The organism is Nocardia nova (assembly GCF_002933465.1).
In the GTDB taxonomy this organism is placed as follows: Bacteria; Actinomycetota; Actinomycetes; order Mycobacteriales; family Mycobacteriaceae; genus Nocardia; species Nocardia nova_B.
The window spans coordinates 17,374-32,041 of the sequence record NZ_PSZE01000037.1 but is presented as its reverse complement, the minus strand read 5'-3'; the positions used below and the strand labels follow the sequence as shown (position 1 = coordinate 32,041).

At 69.2% G+C, this 14,668-nt stretch carries 17 protein-coding genes; 11 read left to right on the top strand and 6 right to left on the bottom strand.

Going from position 1 to position 14,668, the window contains the following annotated elements; genetic code table 11:
* Positions 1–2: 2 nt before the first annotated feature.
* The 3 genes from ligA to C5E41_RS29670 all read right to left on the bottom strand — a co-directional run bounded on the left by ligA (position 3) and on the right by C5E41_RS29670 (position 3,778).
* Positions 3–2,171: an NAD-dependent DNA ligase LigA gene (ligA, locus tag C5E41_RS29680; RefSeq protein WP_104379022.1), complete on the bottom strand. Its 2,169-nt coding sequence runs from the start codon at positions 2,169–2,171 to the stop codon at positions 3–5.
* 28 nt (positions 2,172–2,199) lie between these two features.
* Positions 2,200–2,877 carry a hypothetical protein gene (locus tag C5E41_RS29675; protein ID WP_104379021.1) on the bottom strand — a complete coding sequence of 226 codons (678 nt, stop codon included), beginning with the start codon at positions 2,875–2,877 and terminating at the stop codon, positions 2,200–2,202.
* Between the two features lie 364 nt (positions 2,878–3,241).
* A complete protein-coding gene (locus tag C5E41_RS29670; RefSeq protein WP_146097735.1) occupies positions 3,242–3,778 on the bottom strand; it encodes a hypothetical protein in 537 nt (178 codons plus the stop codon).
* 217 nt (positions 3,779–3,995) lie between these two features.
* On the opposite strand from C5E41_RS29670, the gene C5E41_RS29665 reads away from it, so the two are divergent.
* The 8 genes from C5E41_RS29665 (at position 3,996) to C5E41_RS29630 (ending at position 9,442) form a co-directional block, all read left to right on the top strand.
* Positions 3,996–4,514, top strand: coding sequence for an RNA polymerase sigma factor (locus tag C5E41_RS29665; protein ID WP_104379019.1), 519 nt, complete (start codon positions 3,996–3,998; stop codon positions 4,512–4,514).
* A complete protein-coding gene (locus C5E41_RS29660; protein WP_104379018.1) occupies positions 4,511–5,203 on the top strand; it encodes a Rieske (2Fe-2S) protein in 693 nt (230 codons plus the stop codon). Before C5E41_RS29665 ends, C5E41_RS29660 begins: the two co-directional genes overlap by 4 nt.
* A gap of 86 nt (positions 5,204–5,289) precedes the next feature.
* Positions 5,290–5,862, top strand: a complete 573-nt coding sequence (locus C5E41_RS29655; protein ID WP_104379017.1) for an RNA polymerase sigma factor — start codon at positions 5,290–5,292, stop codon at positions 5,860–5,862.
* Positions 5,863–5,925: 63 nt separating this feature from the next.
* Positions 5,926–6,399: a cupredoxin domain-containing protein gene (locus C5E41_RS29650; RefSeq protein WP_104379016.1), complete on the top strand. Its 474-nt coding sequence runs from the start codon at positions 5,926–5,928 to the stop codon at positions 6,397–6,399.
* A gap of 44 nt (positions 6,400–6,443) precedes the next feature.
* The gene (locus tag C5E41_RS29645) at positions 6,444–7,346 is read left to right on the top strand and encodes a metallophosphoesterase family protein (protein WP_030512919.1); all 903 of its coding nucleotides are present in this window, start codon (positions 6,444–6,446) and stop codon (positions 7,344–7,346) included.
* Positions 7,343–7,732 (top strand): hypothetical protein, encoded by a 390-nt coding sequence (locus C5E41_RS29640; protein ID WP_104379015.1) that lies wholly within the window; start codon positions 7,343–7,345, stop codon positions 7,730–7,732. The genes C5E41_RS29645 and C5E41_RS29640 overlap by 4 nt, the downstream gene beginning before the upstream one ends.
* A gap of 38 nt (positions 7,733–7,770) precedes the next feature.
* Positions 7,771–9,018: an AAA family ATPase gene (locus C5E41_RS29635; RefSeq protein ID WP_104379044.1), complete on the top strand. Its 1,248-nt coding sequence runs from the start codon at positions 7,771–7,773 to the stop codon at positions 9,016–9,018.
* A gap of 70 nt (positions 9,019–9,088) precedes the next feature.
* Positions 9,089–9,442, top strand: a complete 354-nt coding sequence (locus C5E41_RS29630; RefSeq protein WP_181063483.1) for a hypothetical protein — start codon at positions 9,089–9,091, stop codon at positions 9,440–9,442.
* Positions 9,443–9,472: 30 nt separating this feature from the next.
* On the opposite strand, the gene C5E41_RS29625 is transcribed toward C5E41_RS29630, so the two are convergent.
* The 3 genes from C5E41_RS29625 to C5E41_RS29615 all read right to left on the bottom strand — a co-directional run bounded on the left by C5E41_RS29625 (position 9,473) and on the right by C5E41_RS29615 (position 12,999).
* Positions 9,473–10,525: a methionine synthase gene (locus C5E41_RS29625; RefSeq protein WP_104379014.1), complete on the bottom strand. Its 1,053-nt coding sequence runs from the start codon at positions 10,523–10,525 to the stop codon at positions 9,473–9,475.
* A 135-nt stretch (positions 10,526–10,660) separates the two neighbouring features.
* The gene (gene mnmA, locus C5E41_RS29620) at positions 10,661–11,773 is read right to left on the bottom strand and encodes a tRNA 2-thiouridine(34) synthase MnmA (protein WP_104379013.1); all 1,113 of its coding nucleotides are present in this window, start codon (positions 11,771–11,773) and stop codon (positions 10,661–10,663) included.
* Positions 11,770–12,999: a cysteine desulfurase family protein gene (locus tag C5E41_RS29615; protein ID WP_181063482.1), complete on the bottom strand. Its 1,230-nt coding sequence runs from the start codon at positions 12,997–12,999 to the stop codon at positions 11,770–11,772. Before C5E41_RS29615 ends, mnmA begins: the two co-directional genes overlap by 4 nt.
* Positions 13,000–13,383: 384 nt before the next feature.
* On the opposite strand from C5E41_RS29615, the gene C5E41_RS34215 reads away from it, so the two are divergent.
* From C5E41_RS34215 to C5E41_RS29600, 3 genes are all read left to right on the top strand, one after another.
* Positions 13,384–13,536 carry a hypothetical protein gene (locus C5E41_RS34215; protein WP_181063481.1) on the top strand — a complete coding sequence of 51 codons (153 nt, stop codon included), beginning with the start codon at positions 13,384–13,386 and terminating at the stop codon, positions 13,534–13,536.
* Between the two features lie 13 nt (positions 13,537–13,549).
* On the top strand, positions 13,550–13,960 hold the full coding sequence (locus tag C5E41_RS29605) for a hypothetical protein (protein ID WP_104379011.1): 411 nt from the start codon (positions 13,550–13,552) through the stop codon (positions 13,958–13,960).
* A gap of 449 nt (positions 13,961–14,409) precedes the next feature.
* Positions 14,410–14,619, top strand: a complete 210-nt coding sequence (locus C5E41_RS29600) for a TOBE domain-containing protein (protein ID WP_104379010.1) — start codon at positions 14,410–14,412, stop codon at positions 14,617–14,619.
* Positions 14,620–14,668: the final 49 nt, after the last annotated feature.

Genomic DNA, 14,668 nt, shown 5'->3' with positions numbered 1-14,668 from the left:
CCTCAGTCCGATTCGTCCTCGGTATCCGACTCCGGCCGCACCGCATCGGGCCCCTCCGCCAGCAGCGTGCGGAACCCGTCCTCGTCCAGGATGGGCACACCGAGCTCCTCGGCCTTGGCCGCTTTGGACCCGGGGGAATCACCGATCACCACGAAGGCCGTCTTCTTCGAGACGGATCCGGCGGCCTTGCCACCGCGTACCAGGATCGCTTCCTTGGCCTCGTCGCGGGAAAACCCTTGCAGGGAGCCGGTGACCACGATCGACAGTCCTTCGAGGTTGCGTTCGATGGATTCGTCGCGCTCGTCCTCCATCCGCACCCCGGCCGCACGCCATTTGTCGACGATCGCGCGGTGCCAGTCGACGGTGAACCATTCCTTCACCGCGGCCGCGATGGTCGGGCCGACGCCGTCGACGGCCGCCAGCGCCTCGGCCGACGCCTCCTCGATCGCCGCCATACTCCCCAGTTCGGCGGCCAGGGCACGCGCCGCGGTCGGCCCGACGTGGCGGATGGACAGCGCCACCAGCACCCGCCACAGCGGACGGTCCTTGGCGGCGTCCAGATTCTGCAGCAGGCGTTTGCCGTTGGCCGAGAGGGTGCCGCTCTTGTTGACGAAAAGCGTTGTGCCGAGCAGCTTCTCCTCAGTGAGGTCGAACAGATCGCCCTCGTCGGAGATCGCGCCCGACTTCAGCAGGTCGATCGCGGCCTCATAGCCCAGCGCCTCGATGTCGAACGCGCCGCGCCCGGCCATGTGGAACACCCGCTCCCGCAGCTGCGCGGGGCAGTGCCGCTGGTTCGGGCAGCGGATATCGGCATCGCCCTCCTTCTCGGGAGCGAGTTCCGTGCCGCATTCCGGGCAGTGGGTGGGCATGACGAAGCGCCGTTCGCTGCCGTCGCGCACGTCGACCACCGGGCCGAGCACCTCGGGAATGACATCTCCGGCCTTGCGGATGGTGACGGTGTCGCCGATCAGCACACCCTTGCGCTCGACCTCCGAGGCGTTGTGCAGCGTGGCCATCGCGACCGTGGAGCCGGCGACGGTGACCGGTTCCATCACCGCGAACGGCGTCACCCGGCCGGTGCGGCCGACGTTGACCTGGATGTCGAGCAGGCGGGTGGTGGCCTCCTCCGGCGGGTACTTGTAGGCGATGGCCCAGCGCGGGGCACGCGAGGTGCTGCCGAGGCGGCGCTGCAGGGTGAACTCGTCGACCTTGATCACCTGGCCGTCGATTTCGTGCTCGATGTCGTGGCGGTGCTCACCCCAATACCGAATGCGTTCGACCACCGCGTCGGCCCCCTGCACGCGCACGGTGTGCGCCGACACGGGCAGGCCCCAGGCCGCCAGCGCCCGATACGCCTCGAACTGCGAGGACGGGCTGAATCCGACCATCCGGCCGAAGCCGTGGCAGATCATGCGCAGCCGGCGCCGGGAGGTGACCGCCGGATCCTTCTGCCGCAGCGATCCGGCGGCGGTATTGCGCGGATTCGCATAGGGCGGTTTGCCCTCGGCGACGATCGCCGCGTTCAGGTTCTCGAAGTCCGCGAGCCGGAAATACACCTCACCGCGGACCTCGAGCAGGTCCGGAATCGGGAATTCCGTTGTGGGCGTGAGCTGTTCGGGAATGTCCTCGATAGTGCGCGCGTTGAGGGTGACATCCTCACCGGTGCGGCCGTCGCCACGGGTGGCACCGCGCACCAGCCGGCCGTTCTCATAGACCAGGTTCAGCGCCACACCGTCGATCTTCACCTCGCAGACGAAGTGCGTATCGGCCCCGGTTTCGGCGACCACCCGGCTGATCCAGGTGCGCATCTCGTCCTCGTCGAACACGTTGTCCAGCGAGAGCATGCGCTCGAGATGGTCGACCGCGGTGAATTCGGTGGCGAAGCCGCCGCCGACCAGCTGCGTCGGCGAATCCGGTGTGCGCAGGTCCGGATGCGCCTCCTCGAGCGCCAGCAGGCGCTGGAGGAGCGTGTCGAACTCGCCGTCGGAGATGATCGGCGCATCGCGCACGTAGTACCGGAACTGGTGTTCGCGGACCTCCTCGGCCAGCTGCTGCCATTCGGTGCGCTCGTCGGCCGTGGCCGCCTCCGCGGTGTCGGCCGCCTCCGCGGCACGCGCGTCCTCGATTCCGGTTTCGCTCACCTCTGGCACATTAGCCCAGCCCACCGACATGCTCGCGGACCGTTCGGGCACGTCGGAATCAGGCGTTCACCGCGGCCCGGACGTCGTCCGGCCAGGACGAGGGCGCCGATTCGAAGGTGCGATCGGCGTTCGCGAGCACCGCCCGGCCGAGCGCGTAGTTGCCGGTGCCGCCGATGATCGCACCGAGGCCGGCGGGCAGCGCCCGGCCGAACAGCAACGCCCCACGTTTGGCGATGAACCCGACGATGAATGTGCGGGCCATCGGATTGTCGATCGAGCGGACCACCGGGAGCTTGTCCGCCACCGCCGAGGCCCAATCCTTCGCCGACTGCCCGGCGCCCTTGCCGAGCAACCGCGCCCCACCCTCGCCGAGGACCACCGCCACCACGAGCGCCCGGCGCTGCCGCTGCGACATCGTTCGCATCCCGTGCAACTCGCCCACCGAGACCGCGTAGAACGCCGAGGCCTCCATGAAGAAGACCGATTCCACACCGCTGGCCGCCAGCCCGATGATCGTGCCCACCCCGGGCACCGCCGCCGACAGGCCCGCGAGTGTGCCGCTGACGGTCACCGCGCCCAGATAGCGCCACCGCAGGCCGCGCTCGATATCCTCCGGCGTCCGCTCCGGATGCTTACGCCGCAACCGGCCGACGTACTTCGCCGCCAGCGGTTCCCGCACCCCCGCCCCCGCCCGGACGAACGTCTCCACCGACTTCTGCACTACCCGATCGAACATCCGGACCGCCCCTTTCCTCGACACCGGCGACCTTACGGAGAACGCGCCGATTCCTGTCCCGCCGACACGAACCGGACGAAAGTTACCGCCCGGCCGCCGCACTTTTCGCGCCGAAGCCGTCTGGGCTGCCGCGCCGAAGCCGTCTGGGCTGCCGCGCCGAGGGCCGCCGCACCGGACAACTTCGCTCGGCAGTGCGATTACCCGCCCGCCGGTAGTTCACTCGCCGATGTGCCGCGGCCCACGGCTGGGCAGCGTCCGGAAGACCGTGGCCGGGCCGCCCACGCTCGACCGGCGCCAGCCTGATTCCGGCGCCGACGCACTCGGACGAATCGAACACGGTGACGTCGAATTCAGAGGAGTTGATTCAGAGGAGTTGACTGTCCCGGCAGAGGCTCGAACCGCGCGCGGAGGGCGGCGCCGGATGGGCGCCAGGGTCGAACGTCCATGAATCCAGGGTTGCGGCGGGCCGCCAGAACAGCAGACCGTCCCCGCTCGACGTGACTTCGTAGACGTTGTCGCGCCCTTCGATCAACTGCTCGCCCACGCAGTAGTCGGTGTATTCGGTGCCGGGTTGCCGGGCCCCCGCGCTGAAATGTCCGGCGGGCGCGTTCGCCGCTCCCGGAGTGGGCACCGTACTCGGACCGGCCGCCGCCGCCCCGCGAATCCACCGCGGCGCGCCGGCGGAGTCGGTTCCGCAGCTGTAACTCCACCCGCCCGCCGTGACGGTATCTCCGCGCGAATGCGCGGTGTCGGCCCAAAGACACTGCGCGGCAACCGGATCGACGGCCGCACGGTCCGGCGCCCCGGCAGCGCCGCCGGGTGTGGCCGTCGCGATCGCACCGGCGAGGGCAACGCCTGCCGCCACTACTCGTGCGATACGCACCCCGAATGCCACGTTCATCTTCTTCACTCCTCGCAGTCGCTGTGTCTGCAGATAGGAGCGGGGGTTACGCGGCGTGGCACTCGGCGCGACTCGTGGCGCGTAACCGGTGGTATGTGTAACCGCCCTGCTATCTAATTGATGGCGGCACAGTTGTGACGGCGGCACAGTGTCCGCACACCCGATCGGCCCGAGATGGACTCGAGTGCGGCGACATCGGAGAGGAGGGCGGCGGCAGATGAGCGGGCAGCCAGAGTCGGCGCCCACACCGGCGCCGCCATCCGGGGACGGCTACGCCGACTGGGAGGAGATCGTCCGCGGCAATGTCGGCTGGGTGTACGCGCTGATGCTCGCGAAGGTGGGCGCCGCGCCCGATGCCGAAGAGCTGACGACGGAGGTGTTCATGACAGCGCTGGAACCATCGCCCCTGGGTGCGGAACCATCGGAGATTCCGGCACTGCTGCGACATACCGCGCGTGCGGTCCTGGCCCGCTATTGGCTCTCCCGGGTCGGCCGGGAAATCACCGTGATCGACACCGAGCCGCCCGGCAGCACCTCGTCCACGCCGGCAGCGGCCGGTGACCTGCTCGCCGAACTGCCGGAGCCCGATCGGCGCATCCTGGAATTGCGCTTCCTGCAAGGACTTTCGATGGCCGACACCGCGGCGCGGCTCGGTGTCAGCGTTCCCGAGGCCGAGGCACGCCAGCGCTCGGCGCTGCGATCGGCCGCCCGTCCCGGATCAGGAGGCTTGCTGTGAGCAGCAAAGATGTGGAGCGCTACGTCGACGACATCCTGGCCGGCCGCAGCCCGCGCGGTTTCCGGCCCGACGATGACGACGCCGCCCAGATCCGTGCCGCGATCGCGCTGCGGGCGGCCCGGACCGGTGCCGGCAGCCCCGACGAGGAGTTCATCGCCCGGCTGCATCACCGCCTGGCCGAGGACCTCGACGAGCCCACCGCCGATCCGGGTGCGCGCACGCGACGTCCCACGCGGCGCATGGTATTGATCGGCACGTCGGTGGCGGCCGCGGCCGCGGCGGGCGGGGTGATCGACCACACGGTGCTGAGCGGATCCGGCGAGCCGAAAGTTCCCGCCGCACAGCAGACCCTCGTGCCGTCCCACGGAACCTGGCAACCGGTCCTCGCCAGTGCGGAACTGCCCGACGGCGCGACCACACCGTTCGACCTCGGCGCCGTCAACGGCTTCCTCCGCCGCCGCGACGGGGTCGTCTACGCGCTGTCGGGAATCTGTACCCACCAGGGGTGCAAATTGTGGCTGGACGCGGCGGCGGCTCGGCTGCGCTGCCCGTGCCACTCGACCTCCTTCGGTTTCGAGGGTGAGGTCGTGACCCACGAGCTGCCCCGCACGCCCGCCCCCCTGCCGCGGCTGCAGGTCCGTGAAGCGAACGGCTCGATCGAGGTGTTCGCACCGGAGAAGCCGGCCTGACAGCGCGCACCGAACCGCATGTAACCACATCCCGTATCTATCCCTGACAGGCGCGTGCGTCACCGGGCTGCAGGAGGGTGGTTGGGATGGCAGGGCGATCCACGGCCGGGTGGCGATCGCCGGAGGAGCCCCGGCGCCGCGACCTGCGACTGGTACCGCAAGATCGCTATCCCAGCTGGGAAGAGGTGTACCGGGACAACGTCGGCTGGGTCTACGCGCTGATCTTCGGCAAGGTCGGCAACAAGCCGGATGCGGAGGATCTCACCGCGGAGGTGTTCGTGGCCGCGCTGAAACCGCTGCGGATCACCGCGAGCGTCGCCGAGGTGCGCGCCTATCTGCGGACCACCGCTCGCACGGTCCTGGCCGCGCACTGGCGATCGCGGATGGGCCGCGAGATCACGGTCATCGACGACGACATTCCGGACGAGACCGTTTCGACGCCAACCGATTCCGCCGCGTCGAGGGCACCCGAACACGTCCGCGCGGTCTTGGGCGAACTCCCGCAACGCTACCGCCGGATTCTCGAACTGCGTTTCCTGCAGGGATTGTCGGTGCGCGAATCGGCCGCCGCGCTCGGCATCAGCGTGGCCAATGCGAAGGTGCTGCAGCATCGGGCGTTGCGCGCGGCGTCGGAACTGAACATCGACCTCGGCCTGTAACCCGGTCGCCTATCTGTCGGTGAAGCCCCGCACTCCGCGGGGTACGGATGGAGGCCGGATCCGATGCCACGACACCTCGTTGTGAATTTCACCGCCGCCGCGACGGTCGCCCTCGGCGTCATGACACTGACGGCGTGCGCGACCCACGGCGACAAGGGGGCGAGCCCACCCGCTCCCACCGTCCGCTCCGAGGACCCCGGTCTGGGTATGACCCCGGGCGGCCCGGAACCGATGCCGAATATGCCCGGAATGTCGAATGCGCCTCGCACGCCGGCCGCCGTGGCCGGACCGAACGCCGTCGCCATCGACAATTTCGCCTTCGGCCCGCAGACCGTGACCGTGAGGGCCGGCACCACCGTGACCTGGACCAATCGCGACGAGGAACCGCATACGGTGGTGGCGCGCGACGGCTCGTTCCACTCCCCGGGAATGGGCACGGGGGCCACATTCAGCTTCACCTTCGCCCAGCCGGGCACCTTTGCCTACTTCTGCTCGATCCATCCCTTCATGCACGCGACAGTGGTGGTGACCCCGTGACCGAACAACTCCCACAGCACACCGATCCGCGCGATCCGCACGCCATGACCCGGCGCCAGCTGCTACGCCACAGCGCCTGGTTCGGCGCGGCCGTCGGCCTGACCGTGGTCGGCGGCGAGGTCATCTCCCATGTGGCGGGCGCGGCCCCCGCCACCGCCGAACGCCCCACCCTGCGATTCGCGCAGATCAGCGACAGCCACATCGGATTCCAGGGCACCGCCAACGCAAATGTCACCGACACCTTCACCGAGGCGATCGATCAGGTCAATACCCTCGGATACACACCGGATTTCGTCATTCACACCGGTGACCTGACACACCTCGCCACGCCCGCGCAATTCGATCAGGTCCGCCAGATGATGTCCGGATTGTCCACACCGCACATCTTCACCGTGCCCGGCGAACACGATTCGACCGACGACGGCGGACAGCGCTACCGCTCGGTGTTCGGCAAGGGCACCCGCGGTGACGGGTGGTACAGCTTCGACATCGCGGGGGTGCACGTCATCGGGTTGGTCAATACGCTCAACGCGCAGAATCTGGGCCATCTCGGACAGGATCAGATCGACTTCGTCCGCACCGACGTGGCGGGATTGTCCGCCGACACCCCGATCATCGTCTTCAGCCATATCCCCCTGTTCGCGATGTATCCCCAATGGGGTTGGGGCACAGACGATGCCGCGCAAGTACTGAGCCTGCTGCGGCGGTTCTCCTCGGTCACCTGCCTCAACGGCCATGTGCATCAACTCTTCACCAAGACCGAGGGAAACATCACCTTCTTCAGCGGGACGACCACCGCCTATCCCCTGCCGCACCCCGGCGACGGGCCCGCGCCCAAACCGGTGACGTTGCCGGCCGGAAAGCTCCACGACGCCCTGGGGATCCGGGAAGTGAGCTACCAGCAGGGCCGGCAAATGCTCGCGATCAAGGAGCAGACACTCCGATGAATGTGCTGTCTTCCGTACCGTCGCGGTTCCCGGCGCGCCTGGCGATCAGCGCCGGACTCGTCACCACCGGTGTCGTGCACACCCAGCTCTACGCACGAGGCTACCGCTACATCGAATACGTGGGCCCGTCGTTCGCCATCCAGGCCGCCGCCGCCTTCGCACTGGCCGCACTGGTTCTCGTCGGTCCGTGGAGCCTGCGCGCGGCGGCGGCGGTGCTCAGCGCCGCCTCCTTGGCCGGCTTCGTGGTGTCGCGAACGAGCGGACTGTTCGGATTCACCGAAACCGGCTGGCAGCCGGCACCGCAGGCGATGGTCGCGGTCGTCGCCGAGATCGTCACCCTCGTGGTCTGCCTGGCTTCGCTGTACCGGAGGGAACTTCGCACCTGATGTCGCGGCGCCGCCCGGCGGACGGCAGGATGGCTCGGGTGCTGCGTAGTTTTCAGGTGACCAATCACCGATCCCTGGCCGAACCACAGGAACTCCGCCTGGTGTCGAGCCGGGCCGGCGCGCTGCCCGCTCCCGTCACCGCGGTCCACGGCGCGCCGGCGACCGGGAAATCCGGTCTCGTCGACGCACTGGCCCACATGCGCGACGCGGTCCTGCATTCGGTGACCGGCTGGGATCCCTACGCCGGGCCGGTGCGCACGCCGCATCTCGGATTCGCCGACCGGCCTTCGGAATTCGTCGCCACCTTCGTCGCCGAGGGCACCCCCTACACCTACGGGTTCCGCCTCGACAACGCCGATGTCACCGCCGAATGGCTGCATACGCATCCGCACCACCGCAAACGCGTCGTCTTCGAGCGCGAGGGCGAGCAGATCCGGATCGGGCCGATGTTCGAACCGGCGCGCTTCGGCATCACCACCCTGGTGCCGCTGGTGCGGCCGAATGCCCTGCTGCTGAGCCTGACCGGGCAGATGTACGCCGAGGCGCTGGTGCCCGCCTATCGCTGGTTCTCCGCGCAGCTCGACGTCCAGCGCGGGCCCGCCGACCCGCACAGCATCGCCGAGCGCCTCGGCGGCCACATCTCCCGCTCCGCCGACAACGCCGCGCGGCTGCTGATGCTACTGCGCTCGGCCGAACTGGGCATCGAGGATCTGCTCCTGGCCGAGAACGATCCGATGTACGCCGACTACCTGCGCGACATCGACGGCGAAATCGCCGGTATGGCAAAGGAATCGGATGCGTGCGCCGCCTCGCCGGCGCACGCCCTGCGGGTGCGGGAAACCCTCGGCGTGGAACCCGTCGCCCTCGAGCGGGAACTGAGCAATCTGCGCGCGGCCCGCGACACCCTCTACGCGCGGATGGTCGCCCGCCGCGGGGTCGGGCTCGGAGTGGTCCACGAAGGCATCGGCGCCGCCTTCGACATCGCCGACGAATCCACCGCCACGCTGGCCCTGCTGCGCCTGCTGCCGACCGTGCTCGACGCGCTCGACACCGGCCGGGTCCTGGCGGTCGACGATATCGACACCCACCTCACCGGCGACACCGCCGACCGGGTAATCCAGCTGTTCCAGAATCCGGAGACCAACTCCCGGGGTGCGCAGCTGATCTTCACCACTCGCAACCGCACGCTCATCGACCGCGGCAACGGGCGCTCGCAGTCCCGGCGCACCCGGGTGTGGCAGGTGCGGCGCACCTCGACCGGCACCAGCGAGCTCAGCGCCGGCTGAGATCGCGGGAGCGCACCCCGGCGACGGCGGCCTATCGGGGCTGTCCCGTTTGTCCGCCTAGCATGGAGGCATGCTGCTGCAGATCGTGTTCATCGTGTTGATCGCCGGCGCGCTGGTCGCGCTGCTGATGAACTTTCGCGGCCGAGGTCGTTTCGGTGGATTCCAGCGCGCCGCCCAGGAGGCCGGGACGCTGCGGATCACCGGCGTGAGCCCGCGCCCGGCCGCGCAGGGCGAGCAGTTCGTGACGATCACCGGCACGATTTCCGGGCCCAGCGTCGCGGCCGAGACCGTGTACGGGCGCTTCGCCTGGGACGTCAACCAGTGGCCGTTCCCCGGCGAAGACCTCCCGGTCGTCTATCCGCCAGGTAAGCCTCAGCACTGGCAGATCGGCCATCCGGCCCCGGGGCCGTCCGCGGAATTGTGATCCCGGCGCGGGCACGCACCCCGCCGCGCCCTATTCGAGAATGAGCGACTCCGGGTCGTCGGCGTAGGCGCGGGCCACGTCGGACGACAGGTCCAGGGCACGGCGGGCCCACGCCAGCGGGGCGCAGGCCAGGCCACACGCCGGGGTGACCAGGATGCGGTCGGTGAGGGTGCGGCGTGGGAAGCCGAGGCGGTCGACGAGGCGCACGCCCGGTTCGGCGAGCTGCCGCCAGGTGGGCGGGGTGGCCGGTGCCGTCGTGGGGACCGATCCCAGAGCGAGATACTTGCCCGCGTCCAGTAGTTCACCGACGGCGTCGAGGTTGCCGGTGGCGATGGCCGCCATATCGAAACCTACTGCGGCAGCCGAACTTTCGCGCAGAAACGACAGTGGCGGCGCATCGGCGCAGCTGTGGATCAGCACCGGGCCGGACTGAGCGGTGACGACCGTGTCGAGAATGTGCAGCGCCTCGGGCTCGGGAACAGCGCGCACGGTGTTCAACACGCTGGCGCCGTGCAGACTTCCTTCCAGCACGGCCCCCAGCGACGGTTCGTCCAGTTGCACGATGACATCGACGCCCAGCCGTTCGGCCACCTCGGCGGCATGATCGGACAGGCCCTCGGCCAGTGATTCCGAAAGATCGCGCACCGCACCGGAATCGGTGAGCACGCGATGACCGTTCGCCAGTTCGACCCGCGCGGCGAGCGTCAGCGGTCCGACCGACTGCACCTTGAGGGTGCGGCCGGCGCCGGTGAGACCCGCTGTCTCCCAGGCTTCTTCGAGCGCGTCGAGATCGGTGCGAAGTAGATCGTGCGCGCGGCGCGCGGTCGCTCCGAGGCGGGCGCTCAATCGGTATCCGCGGGTGGTGGTGTCGAACTGCATGTCGATCAGCAACGCCGAGGCCCGTCCGACCATATCGGAACCCGCACCGCGCCCGGGCAATTCGGGTAGATGGGCGAGTTCGGGCAGCTCCCCCACAATGGTGGCGGCGGCCTCACGAGGGTCGGTGCCCGGCCACGAACCGACACCCGTGGCGATACCTCCCCGCAGACTCGGCCGTGCGTCGGATCGCTTCTCGCTCGTCATATGTCACCCATCTCGATCACCGCGCCGGACGTCCGCGGCCGCCCGGAGTGGTCACGCACGGCGCAACCGTATCCGAGCGCGGACGCGGAGCCGGCCGTACCCCCGACGTCGCCCGCGATCGGACGACGCCCGCGCTCACCGCGCGGAATCCGCGACCAGCTCTCCGGCGCGCTCACGTCCGGTACCGCTGATGGTGCCGCTGCCGATCACCTGGTCTCCCAGCGGGTCCGGCAGATAGGCCACCACGGCCTGCCCGCGCGCCACGCCGGTCAAGGGTTCGCGCAGCCGCGCGATCAGACCGCCGTCGACCGCCTCCACGACGGCCGGGGCGATGCCGCCGTGCGCACGCACCTGGACGACACAGTCGAACGGTCCGGACGGCACCTCACCGGAGGTCCACACGGCCCGGTCCGCCCGCACCGTCCACACGTACAGGTCTTCGGCGGGGCCGACGTGAACGGTGCCGGAATCCGGGTCGATCTCGGTGACGTAGCGGGGGCGGCCGTCCGCGGCGGGGCCGGGCAGCCCGAGCCCCTTGCGCTGGCCGATCGTGAATCCGTGTACGCCTTCGTGTTCGGCCAGCTTGCGGCCGTCGCTGTCGACGATGGCGCCGGGACGCACACCGATCGAGGCGCCGAGGAACGCACGAGTGTCGCCGGAGGGGATGAAGCAGATGTCGTGGGAGTCGGGCTTGTTCGCGACGGCGAGACCGCGCTCGGCGGCCTCTTCGCGGATGCGCGGCTTCGGCGTGTCACCCACCGGGAACATCGCCCGCGACAGCTGGTCGGCGGTGAGCACGGCCAGCACATAGGACTGATCCTTGTCGGCGTCCACGGCGCGGCGCAGCACACCGTCGGACAGCTGCGCGTAGTGGCCGGTCACCACGGCATCGAACCCGAGCGCGGCGGCGCGGTCGGCCAGAGCCGAGAACTTGATCTTCTCGTTGCAGCGCAGGCACGGATTCGGCGTCTCGCCGGCCGCGTAGGCGGCGACGAAGTCGTCGATCACATCCTCTTTGAAGCGGTCGGCGAAATCCCAGACGTAGAACGGGATTCCGAGCACATCGGCGGCGCGGCGCGCATCGCCGGCGTCCTCCTTGGAACAGCAGCCCCGCGATCCGGTGCGCAGTGCTCCGGGGGTGGCCGACAGGGCCAGATGCACCCCCACCACCTCATGGCCGGCGTCGACCGCACGCGCGGCGGCCACGGCGGAATCGACGCCGCCGCTCATCGCTGCCAGCACTCTCATCGTGTACCTCCTTTCGCACCGGCCAGTCCGGCCGCTTCGGCCCGTTCCACCACCGAGGGCAGAACTTCCAGCACTCTGTCGATCTCGGACCCGGTCGTGGTGTGGCCGAGCGAAAACCGCAGGGAACCGCGCGCCTGGCGCGGTTCCACACCCATCGCGAGCAGTACATGGCTCGGCGCGGCCACCCCGGCGTTGCACGCCGACCCGGTCGAGCACTCGATCCCGGCGGCGTCGAGCAGCATCAGCAGGGAATCGCCCTCGCAGCCGGGGAAGGTGAAGTGGACGTTTCCGGGCAGGCGCCGTTCACCGGCAGCGCCGTTGAGGACGGCGCCGGGAATCGCGTCCCGCACACCGGCGATCAGACGATCACGAAGATCGACCAATTCCGTTGTGCGCGCGGGCATTTCCCGTACGGTTTGCCGCAGTGCCGCGGCGAATCCGGCCGCGGCCGGCACATCGGAGGTGCCCGAGCGCAGATCGCGCTCGTGGCCGCCGCCGTGCAGCAGCGGGACACAGCCCACCTGCCGGCCCAGCAGCAGGACCCCGCATCCGTGCGGACCGCCGACCTTGTGCCCGGCGAAACTGGCCGCGGCCAGGCCACTCGACGCGAAATCGATGGGGAGCTGGGCGGCCGCCTGTACCGCGTCGCTGTGCATCGGAATGTCGAATTCCTGTGCGACGGCAGCCAATTCGAGGATCGGCTCGATCGTGCCGACCTCGTTGTTGGCCCACATAACGCTGACCAGGGCGGTATCGGCGGCGTGCGTCGACAGCGCTTCGCGCAGCGCCGCCGGCGAGACGATGCCCTCGGAGTCGACATCGAGCAGGGTGACCTGCGCGCCCTCGTGCTGCTGCAACCAGTCCACCGCGTCGAGCACCGCATGGTGTTCGACCGAACTCACCAGGATGCGGGTGCGGCGCGGATCGGCGTCGCGACGAGCCCAGTAGATGCCCTTGACCGCGAGATTGTCACTTTCCGTACCGCCCGAGGTGAAGATCACTTCCGAGGGCCGCGCCCCGAGATCGGCGGCGACGGATTCGCGCGCCTCCTCCAGCAATCGCCGCGCGGTGCGGCCGGAGCCGTGCAGGGACGAGGCGTTACCGACCGTGCCCAGTACAGCCGTCATCGCCTCGACGGCGGCCGGGAACATGGGTGTCGTGGCCGCGTGATCGAGGTAGACCGTCTTGGGCGCCGCTGCGACCGGACCCGGGAATGCCGACATCATGACCGATCCAGCCTATCCCACCGTTGACCTGCACACCTTGGGGGCATCCTTCCGCCTTCTGCACACCACCTACGCTTCACCCACATCGGCAACCCGGCGGCACTCCCCCGATATTCCCGATGGCCACTCCCGATGGCCACTCCCGATGGCCACGGAAATTCTCCGGCGCACCGGCGGTGGGGCCGCGATTTCCCGGCGGACAAACCGGGCAGCCAGCGACCAAGCATGTGCTCAATATTTGCTGAGACCAGAACCTCTGCTCGTCACAAACCACCGAGGCACTCCCGCACGAACACTACCATTCGAAAACGACTGGACAGCAGTTTGTTTCGCGCCACCGGCACGCTCGCGGAAAGTTTGCGGATAACCGCTTTTCTGACTAGGGTGACGGACAGAACGATCACCGCGGCGGGGTCCGGATGGCGCCCGAACGAGAGCGATTCCGATATCTCCCGACTCGCCGCGGATGTGCTGGGGGTTATTCGCAGACATATGACGGTTGAGCCCGGTATGCGGCAGATCGTGTCCGGGCTGTGAGATGAGGAGAACGGTGAGCGGCAAACTGATCACGGCAACTCCGTCGGCGGCCCTGCTGGTCGAGGAGATCGTCGATCGCTACGGCTCGGTCGAGCAGTTCTGCAACCAACTGCGCCGGGACCTGGACGACCCGACCGTGCAACTGCCGCGCCTCACCCATCTGATGCCGCCGGACGGCCCCCACTCCCCGCCCCATCTCGCCTGGTCACAGGCTCCGTGCGCGGAACCGGCGTCGATGGCCGAACCCGGTGCGAGGCCGTCCGGACCAAACGGCGACGCCGAGGCGGCCGCCGCGTCCCCGGCCGTCCCGGACCCGGCCTCGGCCGCCGAACCCGGTCCGCCCGCGCCCTCACGAGCCCAGCCCATGACCGCTGAAGCGCACGTGCGCCGCAGCCTGTGGCATCGACTGCTGTCCTGGTTGTGATTCGTCTCACCGTTCGGTGGGATACCCGTCGCGAACGGTCCGAAGATGCTCGCCCTGGCCGCCGATATCGCCGACGGCGCCCTGCCCGCGGAACATACGCGCGACCGCCCGCGAGGTGGTGAGAACATGGCCCCCGGCCGTCGTTTCGCGCCACACTCGTCGAATGGGGTTATCCGGCAACCGAAATCGACGAAGCCGGTGACCCGGGTGGTGGACGCACTCGTCGCCCACGCCCGCGCGGAATCCATCGCGGCCACGATCCGCGCCCCGCTGGACGCCGGGCGGACCATGTGGTGCGGCTGCCACCGATCGGCACCGAATTCGCCTCCCGCATCGAACAACTGCCGTCGATCGCGCCGGCCCGCGACGAGATCGGCTGAACGAGATCGGCTGAACGCGCCGACTCCGCCCTCCCTCGCCGGAGCAGGTCGCGGGCGTATGGTCGCCGCATGCGCCTGAGCACCCGGAATCAACTCGACGGCACGGTCGTCTCGGTCACTCGCGGTGAGGCCATGGCAGTCGTGCGGGTCCGTCTCACCGGCGGGGACGAGATCACCTCGTCCATCACCCGCGATGCCGTGGACGATCTCGGCCTCACCGCGGGCTCGACGGTCAAGGTGCTGATCAAATCGACCGAGGTCACCCTCGGCATCGAATAGATCCACCGGCGACGCTCGCCGGCGGCACACGTAGCCTGGTCTGGTTCGT

What these genes read in the sequence shown, in the direction of transcription:
- ligA (WP_104379022.1), bottom strand. Translation starts at nt 2,171, where the DNA reads ATGTCGGTGGGCTGGGCTAATGTGCCAGAGGTGAGCGAAACCGGAATC.
- C5E41_RS29675 (WP_104379021.1), bottom strand. Translation starts at nt 2,877, where the DNA reads ATGTTCGATCGGGTAGTGCAGAAGTCGGTGGAGACGTTCGTCCGGGCG.
- C5E41_RS29670 (WP_146097735.1), bottom strand. Translation starts at nt 3,778, where the DNA reads ATGAACGTGGCATTCGGGGTGCGTATCGCACGAGTAGTGGCGGCAGGC.
- C5E41_RS29665 (WP_104379019.1), top strand. Translation starts at nt 3,996, where the DNA reads ATGAGCGGGCAGCCAGAGTCGGCGCCCACACCGGCGCCGCCATCCGGG.
- C5E41_RS29655 (WP_104379017.1), top strand. Translation starts at nt 5,290, where the DNA reads ATGGCAGGGCGATCCACGGCCGGGTGGCGATCGCCGGAGGAGCCCCGG.
- C5E41_RS29650 (WP_104379016.1), top strand. Translation starts at nt 5,926, where the DNA reads ATGCCACGACACCTCGTTGTGAATTTCACCGCCGCCGCGACGGTCGCC.
- C5E41_RS29645 (WP_030512919.1), top strand. Translation starts at nt 6,444, where the DNA reads ATGACCCGGCGCCAGCTGCTACGCCACAGCGCCTGGTTCGGCGCGGCC.
- C5E41_RS29640 (WP_104379015.1), top strand. Translation starts at nt 7,343, where the DNA reads ATGAATGTGCTGTCTTCCGTACCGTCGCGGTTCCCGGCGCGCCTGGCG.
- C5E41_RS29630 (WP_181063483.1), top strand. Translation starts at nt 9,089, where the DNA reads ATGCTGCTGCAGATCGTGTTCATCGTGTTGATCGCCGGCGCGCTGGTC.
- C5E41_RS29625 (WP_104379014.1), bottom strand. Translation starts at nt 10,525, where the DNA reads ATGACGAGCGAGAAGCGATCCGACGCACGGCCGAGTCTGCGGGGAGGT.
- mnmA (WP_104379013.1), bottom strand. Translation starts at nt 11,773, where the DNA reads ATGAGAGTGCTGGCAGCGATGAGCGGCGGCGTCGATTCCGCCGTGGCC.
- C5E41_RS29615 (WP_181063482.1), bottom strand. Translation starts at nt 12,999, where the DNA reads ATGATGTCGGCATTCCCGGGTCCGGTCGCAGCGGCGCCCAAGACGGTC.
- C5E41_RS29600 (WP_104379010.1), top strand. Translation starts at nt 14,410, where the DNA reads ATGCGCCTGAGCACCCGGAATCAACTCGACGGCACGGTCGTCTCGGTC.